Annotated in this window: 18 protein-coding genes; 8 read left to right on the plus strand and 10 right to left on the minus strand. The window is 57.9% G+C overall.

Translation table 11 applies throughout. The annotated features are described in order from the left end of the window. The first annotated feature begins 40 nt into the window (after window positions 1–40). The gene (locus FO268_RS08420) at window positions 41–652 is read left to right on the plus strand and encodes a nucleotidyltransferase family protein (RefSeq protein WP_150991943.1); all 612 of its coding nucleotides are present in this window, start codon (window positions 41–43) and stop codon (window positions 650–652) included. On the opposite strand, the gene FO268_RS08425 is transcribed toward FO268_RS08420, so the two are convergent. From FO268_RS08425 to FO268_RS08435, 3 genes are all read right to left on the minus strand, one after another. Beyond that, window positions 635–1,729: a response regulator gene (locus tag FO268_RS08425; protein WP_150991945.1), complete on the minus strand. Its 1,095-nt coding sequence runs from the start codon at window positions 1,727–1,729 to the stop codon at window positions 635–637. The two genes, FO268_RS08420 and FO268_RS08425, sit on opposite strands and share 18 nt — an antisense overlap. Window positions 1,730–1,778: 49 nt before the next feature. Next, complete coding sequence (locus tag FO268_RS08430) at window positions 1,779–3,167, minus strand: MORN repeat-containing protein (RefSeq protein ID WP_150991947.1); 1,389 nt, start codon at window positions 3,165–3,167, stop codon at window positions 1,779–1,781. A 161-nt stretch (window positions 3,168–3,328) separates the two neighbouring features. Then, window positions 3,329–3,838 (minus strand): hypothetical protein, encoded by a 510-nt coding sequence (locus tag FO268_RS08435; RefSeq protein WP_225316553.1) that lies wholly within the window; start codon window positions 3,836–3,838, stop codon window positions 3,329–3,331. 98 nt (window positions 3,839–3,936) lie between these two features. Between FO268_RS08435 and FO268_RS08440 the strand changes: the two genes are divergently transcribed. Further along, complete coding sequence (locus FO268_RS08440) at window positions 3,937–6,861, plus strand: insulinase family protein (RefSeq protein ID WP_150991949.1); 2,925 nt, start codon at window positions 3,937–3,939, stop codon at window positions 6,859–6,861. A gap of 71 nt (window positions 6,862–6,932) precedes the next feature. Here the strand turns inward: FO268_RS08440 and ppsR are convergent, their stop codons facing one another. Beyond that, window positions 6,933–7,748, minus strand: coding sequence for a posphoenolpyruvate synthetase regulatory kinase/phosphorylase PpsR (gene ppsR, locus FO268_RS08445; RefSeq protein WP_150991951.1), 816 nt, complete (start codon window positions 7,746–7,748; stop codon window positions 6,933–6,935). Between the two features lie 220 nt (window positions 7,749–7,968). Between ppsR and ppsA the strand changes: the two genes are divergently transcribed. Then, window positions 7,969–10,305, plus strand: coding sequence for a phosphoenolpyruvate synthase (gene ppsA, locus FO268_RS08450; RefSeq protein ID WP_404802918.1), 2,337 nt, complete (start codon window positions 7,969–7,971; stop codon window positions 10,303–10,305). A 27-nt stretch (window positions 10,306–10,332) separates the two neighbouring features. Beyond that, the gene (rraA, locus tag FO268_RS08455) at window positions 10,333–10,815 is read left to right on the plus strand and encodes a ribonuclease E activity regulator RraA (RefSeq protein ID WP_150991954.1); all 483 of its coding nucleotides are present in this window, start codon (window positions 10,333–10,335) and stop codon (window positions 10,813–10,815) included. A gap of 69 nt (window positions 10,816–10,884) precedes the next feature. On the opposite strand, the gene FO268_RS08460 is transcribed toward rraA, so the two are convergent. From FO268_RS08460 to FO268_RS08470, 3 genes are all read right to left on the minus strand, one after another. Further along, window positions 10,885–11,187, minus strand: a complete 303-nt coding sequence (locus FO268_RS08460) for a PilZ domain-containing protein (RefSeq protein WP_225316554.1) — start codon at window positions 11,185–11,187, stop codon at window positions 10,885–10,887. A gap of 99 nt (window positions 11,188–11,286) precedes the next feature. Then, window positions 11,287–11,958, minus strand: a complete 672-nt coding sequence (locus FO268_RS08465; protein ID WP_150991956.1) for a TIGR04211 family SH3 domain-containing protein — start codon at window positions 11,956–11,958, stop codon at window positions 11,287–11,289. 118 nt (window positions 11,959–12,076) lie between these two features. Then, window positions 12,077–12,376, minus strand: coding sequence for a YciI family protein (locus tag FO268_RS08470; protein ID WP_150993275.1), 300 nt, complete (start codon window positions 12,374–12,376; stop codon window positions 12,077–12,079). Between the two features lie 84 nt (window positions 12,377–12,460). Here FO268_RS08470 and FO268_RS08475 point away from each other — a divergent pair, with 84 nt between their 5' ends. Further along, window positions 12,461–13,339, plus strand: coding sequence for a PHP domain-containing protein (locus FO268_RS08475; protein ID WP_150991957.1), 879 nt, complete (start codon window positions 12,461–12,463; stop codon window positions 13,337–13,339). Here the strand turns inward: FO268_RS08475 and FO268_RS08480 are convergent. Together FO268_RS08480 and rne are read right to left on the minus strand one after the other, a co-directional pair. After that, the gene (locus FO268_RS08480; protein ID WP_150991959.1) at window positions 13,336–13,875 is read right to left on the minus strand and encodes a YecA/YgfB family protein; all 540 of its coding nucleotides are present in this window, start codon (window positions 13,873–13,875) and stop codon (window positions 13,336–13,338) included. The two genes, FO268_RS08475 and FO268_RS08480, sit on opposite strands and share 4 nt — an antisense overlap. A gap of 3 nt (window positions 13,876–13,878) precedes the next feature. After that, on the minus strand, window positions 13,879–17,034 hold the full coding sequence (gene rne, locus FO268_RS08485) for a ribonuclease E (RefSeq protein WP_150991961.1): 3,156 nt from the start codon (window positions 17,032–17,034) through the stop codon (window positions 13,879–13,881). A 703-nt stretch (window positions 17,035–17,737) separates the two neighbouring features. On the opposite strand from rne, the gene rluC reads away from it, so the two are divergent. The 3 genes from rluC to FO268_RS08500 are packed head-to-tail and all read left to right on the plus strand — an operon-like array spanning window position 17,738 to window position 20,443. Beyond that, a complete protein-coding gene (gene rluC / locus FO268_RS08490) occupies window positions 17,738–18,679 on the plus strand; it encodes a 23S rRNA pseudouridine(955/2504/2580) synthase RluC (RefSeq protein ID WP_225316555.1) in 942 nt (313 codons plus the stop codon). A 49-nt stretch (window positions 18,680–18,728) separates the two neighbouring features. Next, entirely contained in the window at window positions 18,729–19,376 is a 648-nt protein-coding gene (locus FO268_RS08495; RefSeq protein WP_150991965.1) for an HAD family hydrolase, read from the plus strand. Window positions 19,377–19,402: 26 nt separating this feature from the next. Beyond that, window positions 19,403–20,443: a S49 family peptidase gene (locus tag FO268_RS08500; protein ID WP_150991967.1), complete on the plus strand. Its 1,041-nt coding sequence runs from the start codon at window positions 19,403–19,405 to the stop codon at window positions 20,441–20,443. On the opposite strand, the gene FO268_RS08505 is transcribed toward FO268_RS08500, so the two are convergent. Then, window positions 20,423–21,046: a Maf family protein gene (locus FO268_RS08505; protein WP_150991969.1), complete on the minus strand. Its 624-nt coding sequence runs from the start codon at window positions 21,044–21,046 to the stop codon at window positions 20,423–20,425. The two genes, FO268_RS08500 and FO268_RS08505, sit on opposite strands and share 21 nt — an antisense overlap. Window positions 21,047–21,083 lie beyond the last annotated feature (37 nt).

Consider the following 21,083-nt stretch of genomic DNA (forward strand, 5'->3'; position numbering starts at 1 on the left):
TTGCGTAAGGTGCGTGGCGAAAACAACGGAGCAGGTGATAATGGAAGAGACCAGAGCAGATCGCCACGAGGCTTTCCCCGTACTGGTGCTGGCGGCCGGCGCTTCCCGGCGGATGGGCCGTGCAAAGGCCCTGTTGCCGCTGAATTCGGGTACTCTACTGGATCACGCCATTGGCCAGGCCAGGCAGCTTGGAGGTCCGGTTACTGTCGTAGCAGGCGGGTGGTATCCGCTGGTTCGTTATCGTTGTCGCCTTCAGCCATCCGCATGGGTCTATGCCCGGGACTGGCGCGAGGGGCTGTCAGCCTCGCTGAAGGCAGGGCTGGGGCGTATCGCGCCTCAGGCCAAAGGGGTGTTTGTGGTGTTGCTGGATCAGCCCCTGATTGAATCGGAAGCGCTGATGGCCCTGGCGCAGGCGGCCAGACATAATCCCTCTCACCCCTTTGCTGCAGACATGGGTGGCAAACCGGGGGCGCCAGCCTACCTCCCCCGGCGCTTGTGGTCACAGGTAATGACGCTGGAGGGAGACAGAGGCGCAGCCGGCATCCTTGCGAGAAACGGCGCTACCAGGATTGCTATGGACGGCGCCGGTTCGGATGTGGATACCCCCGGAGACTGGCGCCGTATCAGCCGTCAGTTAAGCGAACAGCCCTGATAGCCAGGCGATGCCCACTGCAAAAATGCCCAGACTGGCAGCCAGACCCATGGTATAGATGCGCGACGTTGCCGAACGCTGCTGGGATACGAACAGATCGATAGTGCGCTGGGCGATATCCTCAGCGGTCTCGCGGGAGATCTCGTGGGCCTGCTGTATGGCTTCGGATTGCAGCGTTTGCCAGAACTCGGTATCGATCGTCTGCACGCTTGTGATGTGGTCTTTCAGCTCTGCCATGTGATCGCTGGTAAAGCCAGTGTTATGAGACAGGTCCTTGCGCAGTTCAGCCAGCTCACGGGCAAGGTTCAGGTTCACCTCCGCGGCCACGTCATCACGAAGGTTGCGCGTGCGACGCTCTATCATTTCACTGACAGCGGTCAGGCGTTCCTCAACAGCGGCTTCCTGTTTTTTGCCAGACTCTTCCAGCGCCCGCTTGAGGTGATCAAACTGTTCATCGAACAGCGAGCTCAACAACTCGTGCAGGCGGTTATTGATATGGGTTTTCACCGCGGAGCGGGCGATCTGCTCGATCAGGTCGCTGGTCAGCGGAACCACCTGGGGACCATGGCCATTGGCCTGTGGCTCATCGTCTGTTTGCGGCGCCATTTCCAGGGAGGCATCAGCGGGGATGTCCAGTGGGTCATCCTCCTTAACGTCGGCAGTGGCGTCGAGTTCCGGCGGTTCGGGCAGAGTGCCTTCGGTCACATCGCTGTCAAGCTGTTCGAGAACCAGGCTGAGGCCCTCGGTGTGAGGTGGCTTGGTGAGAATGTTGTAGACACCGAAATTGCGAGCTTCCTCCATGAACGACTGGGACTTCTTCGAGGTGCACATGATGATGGGGATGGCGGCAGTTTCAGGGTTCCCCTTTATGGCTTTGGTGGCTTCAACGCCATTCATGCCGGGCATCAGATGATCCATGAAGATCACGTCCGGGCGTTTGTTGGAGTTAAGGAAGTCCAGCGCCTCCTCTGCCGAGCCGGCCATGTTCACTTCCATGTCCCGGCCTTCCAGCAGTTTGCTCAGGGCAAATCGAGCCACTTTCGAGTCATCTACCAGGAGTGCATTCTTGATCGCCATGTCACAACCTCAACCTTTACTGCATGTGTGTTCATTACCGGGCTGATGCTCACCAGCCTTCCAGGTTCGGGCACTGGGTTGCCCGATAGCTTTTCTCCCGATAACAAACACCGGGTTCCTTGGTCCGGGCGGTGAATACCTCCCCGGCTGCCGTTGTCAGGCGCACCTGTCCGTAGGGCTCGCCATAGCGGAAGGTTGCCTCGATCGAGCTGCCGTTGGGATTGCGCAGCAGCCCCTTGCCATGGAATGAGCCTTCGATGTACTCGCCTTCGTATTTCTTGCCATCGGCAAACACTTCCTTGCCCTCGCCATGGAATTCTCCATTGGAAAACTCGCCTTCGTAATGGCGCCCGTCAGGATAGGTGAGGGTGCCTTCACCATGGAATTCGTCGTTCCGGAATCCGCCTACGTAGAGCATGCCATCCGATGTTGTGAGCGAGCCATGCCCGTTCAGCTGCCCGTCGGACCATTGTCCCGTCAGAATGTCGTCGTTGGCCAGAGTCAGCGTGCCCTGACCATTAAAGCGGTCGTGGCGGAACTGTCCGGTATACCGGGTATCGTCCGCATCCCGCCATGTCCCTTCGCCATGTCGCTGTCCCTCTTGCCAGTCACCTTTATAGCGACTGCCGTCCGGATACCAGGCGGTGCCTTTGCCATCAAATTCACCATCCACAAAGTGCCCTTCGTAACGCAGACCGTCGGCGTCTTCATAGGTGCCGTCCCCGGTTTTAACGCCGCCTATCCAGGTGCCGTCGCGGTAATCAACGCGGGTGTAGGCCTCGAGTTGGCCGACCAGTGTCTTCTCGTTGCCAGCAGAAAGCGCTACTGTCCGCTGCCAGGGCTTGTGGCCCTCCTTGCTGATGACCACCTCGTATTCGCCCGGTTCCAGTTCCAGATCCAGTCGCGTGGCGCCGTATTGCTTGCCGTTGATCGTGACTTCATCCCCGACCACGTTTGAGCGCAGCACCAGAAGGCCGGTGGTGGGGCGAGGTTCTTCAGGTTGCTGCTGAGGGGCATCAGTGCGGGTTTCCGGCATTGCCGATGCTGGCTCCGCGACCGCCAGCATCTCGGGGTCTTCGGGTAGTTCCGGAATAAAGAAAGGTTCGCCGGTAATGCGGCTGCGTGACAGCTCCGTGTCGGATCCGTCGATCTCATTATCAGAAGCTTCGCCGGAAGCGGCCAGTGCGCTGTCTGCCAGTGGCAGTTCCGGAGTTTCAACAGTAACAGCTTCGGTGGTGGTGTCTTCCCGGTAAAGTTCGTCGGACGCTGGTTCGGGGGTAGCGGTGGTAATGGTGGCAATGGTTTCTTCGGCTTCCGGCTCGCTGGCTATTTCATCCGTACCCAGGGAAAGGTCGTTGCGCACTGATGCGAAGCCAGCCGTCACCAGAAGCATCAGGGCCAGCGCGTTGACGAACAGTAGCGGTCTGAAGTCGACCATGAGAAACCTCTCAATGCTGCATTCTTGTGTTACTGCCGATGCCCCGACCGATTCTTTGTCATTGTTCAACCTGTGTCAGGGATTACACAGCCTTATCTTACCCAGTCGGGGCAATCTTATGTAACACAAACTCACTGAAGTTAACGAGAATGCAGGACAAATCACACTTTCTCCGGAAGCTGATCATGGTTGAGCTGCTCCCAGGAACGCATGTACACATCTGCCTCATACTGATAGGGGGATTTGAAGGGGGTCAGCACGAAATCGAACACCAGAAAGAAGAATCCGACAGATCCCCAGGCGATTGCCAGCGTACTTATGGTAGTGGCCTGAACTTCCGGGTTGGCGCTGACAAAACTTTCAAGCAGCGGGATCAGGTCTGATGCCATAACCACCGGGTTGAAGCTGGAAAGCACAAACGGTATCCAGAAAGCCAGGAATACCGGAAAGAACCCGAAGGACCACAGTACCCGGCGTAACAGGTATATACCGATGGCGCGCCAGAACCGCTGCCTGATCTCGGGAACCCGACGTATGCGTTCCAGGTACCGGCGCCGTTCTGCCCAGTAGGCAGCGACTTCCGGGGCGTGGATATTCCTGCCCTTGGAAGTGGCCCTGTGGCCGGTGCCGGAAGTGACTGGAGTCTGGTTGCCCTGGGTTTCAGTGGTCATGGAATCGGATGCTGCCTTGTGGCTTCGGGTTAGTGCATGATAATAGAAAGTACGTGTTACCCTACAATCCCCATTTGGTTAAAGACAGGATAGTTTTAATGGCGGCAGTGATCGAGAACACAGTCCATCCCGCGTTTGAAATGCTACGCAGTCACCGCATCAACACGTTGAACGTGACCGTTGAAGAGTACCGTCATCGTAAAACCGGTGCCCGTCACCTTCACCTGGCAGCAGACAACGACGAGAATGTGTTTTTTGTGGCGTTGCGAACCTTCCCGATGGATTCCAGCGGCGTGGCTCACATTCTGGAGCATACTGCCCTTTGTGGGAGCGAACGTTTTCCCGTGCGGGACCCGTTTTTCATGATGATTCGCCGCTCCCTGAACACGTTCATGAATGCGTTTACCAGCAGCGACTGGACGGCATACCCCTTTGCCAGCATGAACCGGAAAGATTTTGATAACCTTCTGACCGTGTATCTGGATTCGGTATTTTTCTCTTCACTTGATCCGCTGGATTTCGCCCAGGAAGGCCACCGTCTGGAGTTTGACAAGCCCGAAGATCCGACCACGGATCTGGTCTACCGTGGCGTGGTGTACAACGAGATGAAAGGTGCCATGAGTGCGCCTACTTCCCAGTTATGGCAAAACCTGTCCAGCCACCTGTTCCCGACCACCACCTACCACTACAACAGTGGCGGCGAGCCGGATCATATTGTGGACCTGAGTTACGACGACCTGCTGCGCTTCTATCGGCACCACTACCATCCCAGTAATGCGATTTTTGCCACCTACGGCGATATTCCGGCTTATGAGCATCACGAACGCTTTGAAGAGCTTGCGCTCAAGCGTTTTGATCGTCTGGATGTGGAACTGCCGGTTCGTGACGAAAAGCGCATGTTTTCACCGCTCCGTGTCGACCAGAGTTACGCGGTCAGTGAAGGGGAGGAAACTGCCCACAAGACCCACATCGTCATGGGCTGGTTGCTGGGGCACAGTTTTGACCTGCAGGAAAACCTGGAAGGTCAGCTGCTGGCGAGTGTGTTGCTGGAAAACAGCGCTTCCCCGCTGATGAGGGCCCTGGAGACCACGGATATCGGGCATTCTCCGTCGCCCATGTGCGGCCTTGAGGACTCCAATCGTGAGATGACCTTCGTGTGTGGGATTGAGGGCAGCGAGCCAGAAAAACAGGGCGAGCTGGAGCAGCTGATTGAACAGACGCTCGCAAAGGTAGTGGAAGAGGGAGTCAGCCAGGACCGCTTGGAGGCTATACTGCATCAGCTGGAGCTTCATCAGCGCGAGATCGCCGGGGACAGCTTCCCCTATGGTCTGCAACTGATTATGACCGCCATTTCGCCGATGGTTCATGGCGGCGACCCCGTTGAGCTGCTGGACCTTGAGCCCGTGCTGGCGGACATGCGCGAGAAGATCCGGGATCCTCAATATGTCCCTGGCCTTATTCGCAGCAAACTGCTGGAAAACCCCCACCGGGTAACGCTGACCCTGCGTCCTGACGACAAGCTGGAAAGCCGCCGTCAGGCCACAATTCGCGAGGCTCTGGCTCGTCGCAAGGCCGCTCTGACTGATGACGAGGTTCAGCAGATAATCGACCGTGCCCGGGCCCTCGAAGAGCGCCAGACTCGCAAGGATGACGATTCTATCCTGCCCAAAGTCGACCTGACCGACGTGCCACTGCAGTTGCCGGAACCCGAAGCCCGGTTTGCCGGCGACATGTCGGCAACCATTTATGCGCGGGGTACAAACGGGCTGGTCTACGAACAGGTGGTCGTACCGGTGCCGAACCTGTCTGAAGATGAGCTGCTGTTATTGCCTTACTACACCACGCTGATCCCGGAAGTGGGCTGTGGTGAGCTGGATTACCTGCAGATGCAGGATCGCATTTCTGCCGAATCCGGCGGCATCAGTGCTTCTTTCTCCGCCAAGGGGCGGATAGACGATGTGCAGGATCTGTCTGGCTACATCGTCTTTAATGGTAAGGCACTGGCGAGAAACCGCGAGGCGCTGACCTGCCTGCTTAAAGACGTGTTCGACGGTGCCCGGTTTGACGAAAAAGAGCGTGTCCGCGAACTGGTCGCCCAGATCCGCGCTCGCAGAGAGCAGGGTGTGACCGGTAGTGGTCATGCCCTTGCCATGGGCGCTGCTTCCCAGGGCATCAGCACCGGGGCCTGGCTGTCATTCCGTCTGGGCGGCCTGGAGGCGGTTCGCGGCGTGAAGGCCCTGGACAAGGCGCTCGATACCCCGGCGGAACTTGACCATCTGTGTGAACGTCTTTCCTCGCTTCACGAACGTATCCGGCAGCAATCCCGTGAGTTTCTGCTGATTGGGGAGGAAGAGCAGCTTGCCTCCATGCTCACCGAGCTGAAATCGATCTGGGGCGAGACCAATGCTGAAGCCGGGGAGTCCTGGAAGCTGGCGCCGGTCAGCTATCAGACCCGTGAAGCGTGGCTTACTTCAACCCAGGTGAATTTCTGCGCCAAGGCATACAGCACCGTTGCCATTGATCATCCTGATGCAGCGGCGTTGACTGTCTTGGGTGGCTTCCTGCGCAATGGCTACCTGCACCGGGCCATTCGTGAAAAGGGTGGTGCTTACGGTGGTGGTGCCGGTCAGGACAGCGTCAACGGTACCTTCCGGTTTTTCTCCTACCGGGATCCCCGGCTGGGTGAAACGCTTGAGGATTTCGATAAGGCCCTGGAGTGGTTGCAGCAGGAACAGCATGATCCCCAGGAGCTGGAGGAGTCCATACTTGGCATAATCGGCCAGCTGGACCGTCCGCGTTCTCCCGCCGGAGCGGCCCGTCACGCGTTCCATAACCGGTTGTTCGGCCGCACGCCGGAGCAGCGTGCCCGCTTCCGGGAACGTGTGTTGGCTGTGACCCTGGACGACATGAAGCGGGTGGCGAAAGAGTGGCTGACGCCGGAGACTGCCAGTGTGGCGGTGGTCACGAGCTTCGAAAACCGGGACACAGCCAGAAAACTCGGGCTGGAGATCCAGGAGCTGTAATCCGACCGCAAAGGTAAAAGGTCGGCGAACCCTTGCTGTCAGAGGGCGCGCCGGCCTTTTTGCTGCCTGGCCTAACGGTTGCGCTTGAGCCCGGTGCTCACCATTATACGGGTGGCGATTTCCTCCACAGAGTAGGCTGTCGTGTTGAGGTAGGGGATCCGTTCCCTGCGGTACATCAGCTCTATTTCCTCGATTTCATGCATGCACTGCTTCATGGACGAGTACCGGGAATTCGGTTTGCGCTCATTGCGGATCGTGGCCAGACGCTCGGGTTCGATGGTCAGCCCGAAGATCTTTTCTTTGTGGCTGCGGAGCGCAGCCGGCATTTTCTGGTCTTCCAGATCCTCTTCGGTAATGGGGTAGTTGGCGGCTTTGACCCCGTATTGAAGGGCCAGATAAAGGCAGGTGGGGGTCTTGCCGCTGCGGGAAGCGCCGACCAGAATCAGGTCGGCTTCGTCGTAGTGGCGGGTGCGTGCCCCGTCGTCGTTATCCAGCGCGAAGTTGACGGCCTTGATCCGGCGCTCGTAGGTGCCTTCGTTGTTAATGGCGTGGGACTTGCCGACGGTATACGACGATGACGACCGAAGTTCCTGCTCAAGCGGGTTAAGGAAAGTACCGAAAATATCCACCATGAAGCCATTGGCCCCGGAGATGAGATCCCGGATATCGCTGTTTACGATTGTGTCGAATACCAGCGGCCGTGTGCCGTCTATTTCCGCTGCCTTGTTGATGCGCGAGGCCATTTCCCGGGCTTTGTCAGTATTATCGATGTATGGCACGGTAATGCGCTCGAAATCGATTTTCTCGAATTGCGCCAGCAGGCTGTGGCCGAGAGCCTCCGCAGTCAGGCCAGTACCATCGGATATAAAGAAAGCGGTTCTTTTCATGGTGTTGTAGTCCGGCTCCGTATTTGGCGGGTTCCCTAGGTAATTGCCACAGGTTACAGTATCATACACGCCAAGTTCGAGAGCCCGCAGTGGAGAATGCAGGAATTGCAGGGTCCCGGTCATGTGAGGGACCTCCACCGCTCCGGTTTCGCTCTTTGCTTCAACGAATCAAGGGAGACACGCTTTGGAAGATTACATTATCTGGTTTGATCACCTGGGAATGTCAGACGTTGACCGGGTCGGGGGAAAGAACGCCTCTCTCGGTGAAATGATCAGTAATCTCGCCAATGCAGGTGTTACCGTGCCGGGCGGCTTTGCCACCACGGCTCATGCTTATCGGGAATTCCTCGCAAAAGATGGCCTGCGGGAAAAGATCGACAATACTCTTGAAGCGTTGGACATCAATGACGTCAATGAGCTTGCAAGAGTCGGAGCCCAGATCCGCCAGTGGATCCTCGACACGCCATTCCCCGAGGCACTGGAAAAGCCGCTGGAAGACGCCTACGCGAAGCTGCGGGGCGATAACGACACGATGGCGGTCGCAGTACGCTCTTCTGCCACAGCCGAAGACCTGCCCGACGCCTCTTTTGCCGGCCAGCAGGAAACCTTTCTCAACGTGGTGGGGCTGGAGCAGGTCCGTACGTCGGTCAAGGAAGTTTTTGCCTCACTGTTCAATGACCGCGCCATATCCTATCGCGTTCACCATGGTTTCGATCACAAACAGGTGGCCCTGTCTGCGGGCATCCAGAAGATGGTCCGCAGTGAAACCGCAGCCAGTGGTGTGATGTTCACCCTGGATACCGAATCCGGCTTCCGGGATGTCGTGTTTATCACTGGCTCCTACGGCCTTGGGGAGACGGTGGTACAGGGAGCGGTCAACCCGGACGAATTCTACGTTCACAAGCCGACCCTGGAGGCCGGCCGTCCGGCAGTTCTGCGTCGTAACCTGGGCAGCAAAGCCATCAAGATGGTTTATCACACAGACCCGGCCGCAGAGCAGTTTGTGGAAACCGTAAAGGTGGAGCAGGAGGATCGTAACCGCTTCTGTATTACCGACGCGGAAGTGGAAGAGCTGGCCAAACAGGCGATGATCATCGAAAAGCATTACCAGCGCCCGATGGATATCGAATGGGCGAAGGATGGTGACGACGATCTTATCTACATCGTTCAGGCCCGACCGGAAACCGTCAAGAGCCGTGCCTCCGCCAATGTGATGGAGCGGTATCTGCTGAACGAGACCGGCACCGTCCTGGTAGAAGGCCGCAGTATCGGTCACAAGATCGGCAGTGGCCCCGTCAAGATCATCACCAGCATCAAGGAAATGGACCGGGTCCAGGCCGGCGATGTGTTGGTGACCGATATGACCGATCCGGATTGGGAGCCGGTCATGAAACGGGCGTCCGCTATTGTCACGGACCGGGGAGGGCGCACCTGTCACGCTGCCATTATTGCCCGGGAGCTGGGCATACCGGCAGTTGTCGGTTGTGGCGACGCCACCGAAGTGCTGAAAGACGAGCAGGAAGTGACCGTATCCTGTGCCGAAGGCGATACCGGCCTGATCTACGAAGGCAGCCTTGATTTTGAGCTCAAAGAGAACACTGTCGATTCCATGCCCAATATTCCGTTCAAGATCATGATGAACGTGGGCAACCCGGACCGGGCATTCGACTTCCAGGCTCTGCCCAACGAGGGCGTCGGGCTGGCGCGCCTGGAATTCATTATCAACCGTATGATCGGCGTGCATCCCAAGGCGCTGCTGAACTACGACGGCCTCCCCCGTGACATTCGCCAGACCGTGGAAAAGCGCATTTCCGGGTACAGCTCACCGGTGGATTTTTACGTCGACAAGCTGGTTGAAGGTATTTCAACCCTGGCAGCGGCTTTTGCCCCCAAGAAAGTGATTGTCCGCCTGTCGGACTTCAAATCCAACGAGTATGCCAACCTCATCGGCGGCACCTTGTACGAGCCGGACGAAGAAAACCCCATGCTGGGCTTCCGCGGTGCTTCTCGCTATATCTCTGAAACCTTCCGCGACTGCTTCGAGCTTGAATGTCGGGCCCTGAAAAAAGTTCGTAACGAGATGGGCTTCACCAACGTTGAAGTGATGGTGCCGTTTGTGCGCACAGTGGGCGAGGCGGAACAGGTGGTGAATCTGCTGGCCGAGAATGGGCTCAAGCGTGGTGAGAACGGCTTGAGAGTCATCATGATGTGCGAGCTGCCTGCCAATGCCTTGCTGGCCGATCAGTTCCTGGAGCACTTTGACGGATTTTCCATCGGTTCGAACGATCTGACTCAGCTGACCCTGGGTCTGGACCGGGATTCGGGTATCATCGCGCACCTGTTTGACGAACGGAACGATGCCGTCAAGGCGTTACTGGCCAGCGCTATCCAGGCCTGCAAAAAGGCCGACAAATACATCGGCATCTGCGGGCAGGGGCCATCCGACCATCCGGATCTTGCAAAGTGGCTGATGGATCAGGGTATCGATTCTGTGTCCCTGAATCCGGACTCGGTCCTGGATACCTGGTTCTTCCTCGCCGATGAGAAAATCGACTGACCATTTCGAGAAAAGGAGAGCGTAAGCGTGCCGATCGTAACCCCTGACCTGTGTGATGATTACCCTGAAGTTCTTGTGGTGGAGCCGGGCTTTCGCAACTTCGGCGCCCGAGATGCCTTCGGCGGAGAGATTGTGACGGTCAAGTGCTTTGAGGATAACTCTATCGTCAAGGAGCAGGTCGCGCTTCCGGGCAATGGCCGGGTGATGGTTGTAGATGGTGGTGGCTCAAAGCGTGCTGCACTGCTGGGCGATATGCTGGCGGAAAAGGCGGCCGATAATGGATGGGCCGGGCTGATCATTTACGGCTGCATCCGCGATGTGGACGTGATCGGCAAGACGGCTCTTGGTGTTCAGGCGCTGGGTACGCATCCGCGTAAAACCGAAAAGCGCGGTGTTGGTGACCTTAATGTGCCGGTGACGTTTGGTGGCGTGACGTTCCACCCTGGACACTATGTCTACGCTGACAACAACGGTATTGTGGTATCCGAAAAACCGCTCAAGACCGATTGATGCAGTGAATTCAATGTGCCCGGTGGTGGTCTTCTGAGGCTGCCGGGCCAGCCAGGCTGACAGTTCCGGTCAGTGCTTTACCTTCACAATCTCTACTCCCAGCACAAATCCCTCACCCTCGGGCTCACAACGCAGTACGCGACAAACCGTCTCGAACGGTGGAAACTGCTCGCTGTTGGACGGCTGCAAGGTATGAATCTCGTCTCCTTCGGCGAGGGCTCTTTCAACGAAGAGCTGCATTCCGGTGCCACTCAAATCCTTGCAAATAGCCGGAAAGGTCACGCCGTTACGGTCAGTGAGTTCGATTTCCGAGTTTATCGTCATACGATGGAAATCACGTTTTTCTGAATAGTCCCTCATGAACTCCGACATTCGGCGCACCTCACGGCTGTTGTTTTATTCTTTATAATGACTATGGGCCCGGGCGTCAAAGTATGCACATGGGGGCGCCGGTATGCCCGCGGCCAGAGATTATGCCCAGTTATCGGTTTTTCGGGTTGGCTTCAGGAGCGGAATGACCAGCGCCAGAATCACACCCAGCAGAACCAGGCCAGCACCGAGCAGCATGAAGTCGGACTCTTCTTTCGCTTCCAGTCTTTCCTTTTCCGCAGTGAGCACCTCCAGTTCATTGCGAAGTTTCTGGTTTTCCTCGCGGAGTTCACCGTTTCGACGATTAAGGTTGATTGAGTCCGAAGCGACTTCCTTGATGTTTTTAAGCTCTTCGCTAAGTCGGCCAGCTCTGGACTGCAGTGTGTCTTCTGAGTTTCTGAGCTCGTTCCGTTCGCTGGTTACCTTTTCGAGCTGCGCCTTGACCTCGCCCAGTTCGTTGCGGGCCTGCTCAAGCTGACGGTTGGCCTGGTCCAGGCGCTGCCTGGCAATCGGGGTCTCGGTGATATAGCGGGTTACTATCCAGCCTTCTATGCCATCTGGCGTTCTTACGCGGCTATAGCCGGAGTCGGATGTTTCGAGAAGTTCAAGGGCAGTGCCGCTACGAACGCCGGAATGAAGAATGCGGTATTGGGTGCCTTCGCCACTACGGATCGGGGCAAAAAGGGTATCGTCCACGTAGACGGTTTTTGCCTGGGCTGAGGCAGCGGCGGCCATCAACACAATAAAGCAGATAAAAAGACGTAAAGGCGTCACTGGTCTTGTTCCCTGAAACAGCAATTTGAGGCGCAATTTTGTCACAGATACCGGGCCAAACAAGGTAGCGTTCATTACAAAAAGCTCATGGAGCACGATACCGGTAAACGGAGGCGAATCATGGCAGCACCGCCTTGAACGGTTTGACGGTGACTCGCTGGTAAACGCCTGCTGCCACGTAAGGATCGGCATCAGCCCAGGCCTGGGCAGACTCCAGGGAATCAAATTCGGCAATGACCAGGCTGCCGGTAAACCCTGCGTCACCGGGTTCCGGGGTATCGAGCGCAGGGTGAGGCCCGGCAACCAGAAGTCGCCCTTCGTCCTTCAGGGCATTGAGCCGAGCAATATGGTCAGGGCGGGCGGAAGATCTCAGTGACAGGCTGTCTTCAACGTCCTCGCTGATAATGGCGTAATACATGGCGTTCTCCGGATATTTGCTGACATGGGGCCGTGCCTGACTGATACACTGGCCCATCGAAATAACTCTGAAATCGGAATCGATGTGACTATAACGCAAGAAGCTGAGTTCTGCATTGATCTGCACTGCCACAGCACGGCCTCGGACGGCGCTCTGCCGCCGGAAGAGCTTGTTCGCAGGGCCAGCGAGAAAGGTGTAACCCACCTCGCGCTGACGGATCACGATACTATCTCGGGCCTGCACGAGGCGAGCATGGCGGCCCAGGCGGTGGGGGTTAATCTGGTTGCGGGTACGGAGCTTTCCTGCGTCTGGAGAAGCCACACCATACATATTGTGGGGCTGGATTTTGATACCTCCGACCACAACCTCAATGCCGCTCTGGAACACCAGAATGAAAACCGCTGGCGCCGCGCCCGTACGATTGCCGAGAAACTGGCCAAGCTGAAAATCGAGGACATGGTGGAGAAGGCCACCTTCAAAGCGGGCGGTGATGTGCCGGGCCGTCCGCATTTTGCCAGAGTGCTGGTGGAGGAAGGGGTCGTCAAGGATTCCGCGCAGGCGTTCAAGCGTTACCTGGGTACGGGTAAGGCAGGGGACGTGAAAGGTTTCTGGCCCTCGCTGGAGGAGGTCGTGCAATGGATTACCGGTGCAGGCGGGATTGCCGTCCTGGCTCACCCAAGGAAATACAAACTGACCGCGACAAAGTTACGGGCCTTGACCGGCGATTTTCGCCAGGCTGGAGGCTGGGCAATTGAGGTGTCCACTTCGGGCCAGTCCAGTGGCGATCTTGGTTTTCTGGCCGAGCTATGCCGCCGCGAGAATCTCCTGGCTTCCCAGGGGAGCGATTTCCACTTTCCCGGAGCCCCCTGGTGTGAGCTGGGTTCCATAATGAAAATGCCAGAAGGGCTAGAGCCCGTCTGGCATTACTTCAGACAACCTGTGGGAGTTCCCGCCACGGTTTAATCCGGGGCGTGGAACAACAGGTAAAGGTCGGTCAGCGAGTCCGGGATCGCATCCGCCATGTCCCGTGACAGCTTCGGGCTGTTGCGGACATTCTGGAAATCTTCGTCCTCGAAAAGGCCAGACAGTGTCAGCATTGGCACCAGCAGGTCTGCAGTTTCTTCCTCTCCCGCTTCCAGCCAGGCATCCTCATTTTCGAGGAACGTGTCCACAAAGCCTGCGCACCAGTTTTCCAGTGCGTTCATCGGGTCACCATCTTCAGGCTCCGGCAATTCCAGCGGCTGGCCCATATCCAGAGAATGGGCCATATCCTTGCCAAGTTGTTCGACGGCGTTGCGGAACGTCTCAGGTATCTCGCCTTCTGGCGCCTTTTCGGTGCCCGTAGCCAGCCTGAATATGTCCTCGGTGCTGAGCGATGTCGGGCCTACAACACTGGCGCAGACCACCCCGTGCAAACCGAAGAAATCTACGGCCTCGTCACCCCAGGGCTCTGCGAACAGGATGTCTTCCAGTGCTTCAATGTCCGAATCTGATAGCATTCGTCAGTTACTCCCGGCCTTTTTGGCCTCTTCGGCTGCCCGCTGACGTTTACGGACTTCCCTCGGATCATTGTAGGCTCGGCCCGGGGTTACCGGCACCTCTACCTGTTCGGTTGGCTTTTCTGGCTCTGCTGTTGGTTCCTGGGCCGTCTCGGCAGGCTTTTCCTGCTGGTCCACCTGTTCGGTTGCCGGCTCGGGGCTAGCCTCTTTGGCTGGCTCCGGCCTGTCTTCCGTTTTACTGGTGTCATCTATTGCAGGCGCTTCCTCCAAGGGGGCCGGCGCTGCAGGCTGCTCTGCCTTTTCAGGTTCTGCCTTTTCAGGTGCCGCGGCGGTGGCTGTCGTCTCGGCTGTATCCTCAGCGTTCTTGGCGCTGGCATCCGACCGGGTATCCGCCGGTTGCTCGGGTGTCGCGTTGACGTCAGATTCTGCTGCTACGGTGTCTGAGGTCGACTTCGCAGGCGCTTTCTCTGGTGAAGGCTCGGATGGTGTCTCTGCCGTTGTCTCTGCAGCTTCGGCAGCCTTCTTCGCCGCTGGCTTTCTGGCGGAGGACCTGCGCGGACGGGCAGGGCGTTTCGGCTTTTCTTCGCTGGCCGGCTGGTCTGTTGCCGGTGTTTCATCAGCGGCTGCTTCAGGCTGAGCAGCTTCCACTGCGTCTGAAGGCTCGGACTCGGGTTGCTTCTGTGGTGCTTCCGAAGTAACTGTAGCGTCAACCGTCTTGTCGCCCTGGCTTTCCGGCGGCGTTTCAGCGGGTTTCTCCGCTGGCTTGTCGTCCGACGCGTTGGAAGCCGCAACCTCTGGCTTTACCGCCGGTTGCGCTACCGGTGGTTTTTCCAGCTGGTCTTCCGGTTGGGTATCTTTCTGGTGCTTTTCGCTACGGGCAGTCTTGCGATCCGTTGGTGTGGAAACCGGTGTTTCCGCAGGTGAGCCGTCGCGATTACGATTGCGCCTGGGCTTGCGACGTTTTTCATCGGAGCCGGGCTTGTTATCGGCAGCAGGCGACGTTTGGGAGTTGCTTTCCTGCAGCTCCGGCTTGTCTTTCTGCTCCCGGGTGTCCTTCTGGTCGCGGCCCTGGGGTCTGTTGCGACCTTGGCCGCGGCCCTGGGACTGGCCGTCCTTGCGACTGCTGTCCCGGCGGCTGTCGGCTGACTTCTCGGCGCCGCCCTGTTGCGACTGCCCACCTCGGCTCTGGTCTTCACCGCGAGTGCGGTTGGCGCCGCGATTACGGTTGCGATTATCGTCGTTACGGGCACTGTCCCCACGATTCCCGCCGGCCTGGCGGCGATCGGCGCCACTGCGGTTACCTGAGCGGTTATCATCCCTGGCTACCCTGGACTTACGACGATCCTGCCGGTCCTGAGTGCGGCGCTCTTCGCCAGTGGGGCGGCTGGTCTGCGGGCGCTTCACTGGCGGTTCACCAATGACTTCTTCGCCACTGAAAAAGTCCGCAATCTTGCGGCCGAGTTTGCGGAACAGGCCTTCCGTCTGTTCGGCAGAGGTCGCTTCCGCTGCTTTTTCCGGAGTTGACGCCGGAGTCGGAGCGGGAGCTGGTGCGGCCGGGCGGATCGCTTTCACGGCAGCCTGTTCGCGCACCGGAGGCTGTGCAGCAGGGGCTTCGAAGATCTCTTCTTCCCTTTCGCTGTACTCCTGGGCCACCTGGTAGCTGGATACATGCTCCACACCGGCTTCGTCGTCACGCATGCGCAGGATTTCGAAGTGCGGTGTTTCCATGTGGGGTGCTGGCACCACTACCACTTCTACTTCCTGGCGAGTTTCAATATCTGCCAGCTGCTTGCGCTTTTCATTGAGCAGGAAGGTGGCGACTGCGACAGGAACAACGGCACGAACCTGGCCGGTCTTCTCCTTGGAAGACTCCTCGTAGATCAGGCGCATGATGCTCAAAGCAAGGGATTCGATGCCCCGGATTGTGCCCTGGCCTTCACAGCGAGGGCAGACTTCGCTACGGGTTTCGCCGAGTGACGGGCGCAGTCGTTGCCGCGACATCTCCAGCAGGCCAAAGCGGGAAATCTTGCCGACCTGGACCCGCGCGCGATCAATTTCCAGAGCCTCACGCATTTTCTGTTCGACTTCCCGCTGGTGCTTGGCCGGGGTCATGTCGATGAAGTCGATGACAATCAGGCCGCCCATGTCCCGCAGGCGGAGCTGACGGGCAATCTCTTCTGCCGCCTCCAGATTGGTCTGAAAAGCGGTTTCCTCAATGTCGTGACCCTTGGTGGCCCGCGAGGAGTTGATGTCGATGGACACCAGTGCTTCGGTGGGATCGATAACGATCGAGCCGCCAGAGGGCAGCTTCACTTCCCGCTGGAAGGCGGTCTCGATCTGTCCTTCGATCTGATAGCGGCTGAACAGGGGGATTTCGTCCTTGTACAGCTTGATCTTGTTCTCGAAAGAGGGCATTACGGCACGGACAAAGTTCAGTACGTCCTCGTAGACCGTGCTGGAGTCAATCAATACCTCGCCGATGTCCTGGCGGAGATAGTCACGTACGGCGCGGATGATAACGTTGCTTTCCTGATGGATCAGGAAGGGCGCCTTACGCTCGCCGGCGGCCTGGGTAATGGCTTCCCAGAACTGAACAAGGTAGTCGAGGTCCCACTGGAGTTCTTCCGTGGTGCGGCCGATGCCGGCCGTACGCACGATAATGCCCATGGACTTGGGTACCTGGACAGCGCTCATGGCGTCTTTCAGCTGTGCCCGCTCGTCACCTTCAATACGACGGGAAATGCCGCCAGCCCGAGGGTTGTTGGGCATAAGCACCAGATAACGGCCGGCGAGGGAAATGAAGGTGGTCAGGGCTGCGCCCTTGTTGCCACGTTCTTCCTTGTCGACCTGGATGATGACTTCCTGGCCTTCGGCAACAACATCCTTGATGTTGATCTTGCCTTCAATCTGGCCCGGTGATTTCTTGAAATACTCCTTGGAGATTTCTTTGAGAGGAAGGAATCCGTGGCGGTCTGCGCCGAAGTCCACAAAAGCGGCTTCCAGGCTGGGCTCTACGCGGGTAATGCGGCCTTTATAGATGTTGGCTTTTTTTTGCTCGCGGGAGCTGGATTCGATGTCGAGATCGAACAGACGCTGGCCGTCAACCAGAGCTACGCGCAACTCTTCAGGGTGAGTTGCATTGATCAGCATTCTTTTCATGGAAAGAAGTGGTTCCTGTCGTTTGGTTTGGACAGAAAACCTGGGGATTGCCATCAGCGAAGCAGAACTTGCGTGCCGCGGGCCCCGTAGTTCGGGAGCAAGCCGGCGGCCAGACGAATCAGACCCCTGCGGGAAGTCTTCCCGGGGTTCCGAGGCCACCGCCGACAGTTCGACTGCCCGAAGGCAGGGAGGTGTCGTTTTGGGTTAATGTCTGTTGACGCATGTTATCCGTTTTCAGGTTCACGCGGGTGCCTGGGTCTCACGTCGTATTCGTATGCTGGACGGCCCGGCCCTGCGTGCTGGTAAAGATTCTTCGCGATGTCGCCCGACGGTTTTCCGTACGGTTTCATGTTCTCCCGGCGTCCGGTCAGTTGCCTTTCGCGGCTTCTTCCGTTTCAACCCGGGAGGATTCGGTCGCCGTGCCCGGTAATGATTGGGCTTTCGGCGTTCAAACTCTCAAATAGTGTCGGTATACTTCTGCCGCTCCGGCTTCTGACATACTGGCCAGGCCGTAGACAAACGGTGAAGCACGCCGGAATATAACAGTATTTGTCATACCCTTCAATCCCGCAGGCTTTTCGGCGGTAAGGTAAACATGTCCAGATCTCCCAGGCAGAAACGTTCTTCTCCCTCTCCCGGACCGGCCAGGGAGGGGCGGAACAGTCAGCCGCACGGCCCCCGGAGCGCAGAGGTCAGGCAGGGTGTGAGAAAAGTTGTGGTGGATGAGGACAACGCGGGCCAGCGGGTGGACAATTACCTGATGGCGCAGATCCGTGATGTGCCACGCAGCATTATCTATCGCATTATCCGTAAAGGAGAGGTGCGGGTGAACAAGGGGCGGGTCAGGCCGGATACCCGCCTCAACACCGGCGACGAAGTGCGGATCCCCCCTGTAACCCGGAAGGAAAAGCCTGAGCAGGTGGTGCCCGGCTCTCGTGTTCAGGGGGTGATGCAGGACGCGGTCATTTTCGAGAACGATGAGATGCTGGTGGTGAACAAGCCATCCGGTATTGCCGTCCACGGGGGCAGCGGCCTGGATTTCGGCCTTATCGAGGTGCTGAGGGCGGCAAGGCCCCAGTCCAGGTTTCTGGAATTGGTGCATCGTCTGGACAGGGATACATCCGGCCTGGTGATGGTGGCGAAGAAGCGCTCGGCGCTGCGATACCTTCAGGATGAGTTGCGCCATAAGCGGATTCGTAAGAGGTACCATGCCCTGGTTGCCGGTGACTGGTCGCCCTCGGTCAAAAGGGTTGAGGAGCCCCTGTTGCGGTTCGAGCTGACCTCCGGCGAGCGCCGTGTGCGGGTAGACAGTGTGGGCAAGGAGTCACTCACGTTGTTCCGGTGCCTGGAATGCTACAGCGGGTACAGTCTGGTGGAGGCCTCGCCTGTAACGGGGCGGACCCATCAGATTCGGGTTCACAGTGCCTGGGCAGGTCATCCGATTGCCGGGGATGACAAGTATATGGATGATGTCAGTCTTCGGGCATTCCGTTCCGCTGGTGGCCAGCGCTTGATGCTGCATGCCAGGGCGCTGGATTTCACACTGCCTTCAACCGGTGAAGCGGTTCATCTGGAGGCGCCCTATGATCGGGCGTTCGCCGATACCATCGCCAGGCTGAGCGCCCGTCGGAAGGCATCCGAATAACTGTAGTGCTGCCGGGTAAATGCAGCATGATCAAAGCAGGATAGTAATAATGGACGTAAAGGTCGTAATTTTTGACTGGGACGGAACTCTGGTGGATTCTGTCGAGCACATTGCTGGCAGTCTTCACCAGGCAGCCACGGAGCTGGGTTACCCGGAACTCGAGCGCGAAGCCTATCGCGATATTATCGGTCTGGGTATGATCGAGGCGCTGGAGAAACTGTATCCAGGTATCAGTCGCGAAGAAATGAACATCATCCGTGAACGCTATGCCCGCTATTTCTTCGCCAAAGTCACCACCCCACAGAATGTCTTTGAGGGAATGGCGGAGGTGCTGGCCGACCTTCGCGTTGGTGGGCGTGGGTGTTCGGTTGCCACTGGCAAGAGTCGTCGCGGTCTTGAAGGCGCGCTTGTTTCTAGTGGCCTTGGCTCGCATTTCGACATCACCCGCTGCGCCGATGAAACCCGCTCCAAGCCGGACCCGGCCATGCTGGCAGAAATTATCCGGTTCTACGGCATTGAACCGTCTCAGGCAGTGATGATCGGTGATACCCGCTACGATCTTGATATGGCGCAGCGCATCGGCATGCCGTCCATTGGTGTGGAGTGGGGTGTGCACAAGAGAGATGTGCTGGGGCATTATTCCCCGCACGCGATCGTTGATTCTGTGAAGGATCTGCGGGATGTACTTGGTCTCTGAACCATAAACAGCAACAGGATGCAGTAATGAGCGATTGGGAATCAGACAAGAATCCGGGCTGGGGCAGCGAGCCGGAGAGCGGTGAGCGCAAGTTGTCGGGCAGTCGCAAGTCGCCGGCCCTGCCACCGGAATCGGCCCGCGACTGGAAGCTGATTGAAAAACTGGTGATGTCTCTTCAATCGGAACAGAGGAGGAGCCGGCGCTGGGGGATTTTCTTTAAGCTGCTGACGTTCGGATACCTTTTTGCATTGCTGTTGATGATCCAGTTCCCTTTTGGTGGGGCCCTGGAGTCTGCCGCCAAGGGTGAGCACACGGCGCTTGTTGAGGTTGACGGCACCATTGCTGCGGATGAACTGGCCAGTGCGGACAATATTGTTGGTGCTCTGCGCAGCGCCTTTGAGGCTGAGAACTCTGTGGCGGTTATCCTGCGGATTAACAGTCCGGGCGGCAGCCCGGTGCAATCGGGGTACATTTATGATGAGATCGTTCGCCTGCGAGACGAATACCCGGACAAGAAAGTCTACGCCGTCATTTCCGACATAGGTGCGTCGGGTGCCTATTATATCGCGGCAGCCGCGGATGAAATCTACGCAGATAAAGCCAGTCTGGTTGGGTCCATCGGGGTGGTTGCCGGTGGCTTCGGGTTTACCGAAGTAATGGAAAAAATCGGCGTTGACCGCCGCCTTTACACCGCAGGCGAGAACAAGGCATTTCTTGACCCCTTCTCACCGGAGGAGGAGGAAGAGGTCCGGTTCTGGGTGAAGGTGCTGGAAACCACCCACGGCCAGTTCATCGAAAGCGTGCGCAAGGGGCGTGGTGATCGCCTGGCAGACGATGAGCGCCTGTTCTCAGGGTTGATCTGGAGTGGTGAGCAGGCACTTGAACTGGGGTTGATTGATGGCCTCGGCAGCTCTTCCCACGTGGCCAGGCAGGTTGTCGGCCAGGAAGACATAGTGGATTACAGTCGCCGGAGGTCGCCACTCCAGGATATTGTGGACCAGTTGGGAGTGTCAGTGGGTAGTGGCATTGCCCGCTACGTTACCGAGTCACGGCTCGAGCTTCGATGACGCACCCGGGGGCTGGAGCAGCGGATTCAGCCCCCATTGCCGCAACATTCCGGTCAGCGCGATCAATGGCAGTCCCACCAGGCTGTTGGGGTCTCTGCCCTCCAGTTGGCTGAACAGCGCAATACCCAGCCCTTCCACCTTGAAGCTGCCTGCACAGTCATAGGGTCGTTCCGTGTGCAGGTAATTCTCGATCTCTTCCGGGGAGAGTGATCGGAAGTGGGCATGGAAGCGCTCGCAGTGAGTCTGTAATTCCCCTGAACTTGCGTCCAGCAGCGCCAAACCTGTCATGAAGGAAACCCGCTTGCCACTGCTTTGATGAAGTTGCTCTTCGGCGCGCTCATGGTTGCCAGGCTTGTTCAGCAGGGTGCCATCCTCCAGACAGGCAACCTGGTCCGAGCCGATGATCCAGTGGTCTGGCCAGGCAGTTGCAAGCGCTTCGGCCTTGCTCCTTGCCAGCCGTGTAGCCAGATGTTCCGCTGTTTCGTGGTCCACGGGCGATTCGTCGATTTCCGGTGACGCCGACTGGAACGGCAGGCCGAGTCTTTTTAGCAGGTCCCGCCGGTAGGGCGATGAGGAGGCGAGCAGCAATGGACGCGGGTTCATGGGCTTCCTTGGTCAAAGGGTGGTGTAGTGCCGGGCT

It is taken from the genome of Marinobacter denitrificans, from assembly GCF_008795955.1.
Classification (GTDB): Bacteria; Pseudomonadota; Gammaproteobacteria; order Pseudomonadales; family Oleiphilaceae; genus Marinobacter; species Marinobacter denitrificans.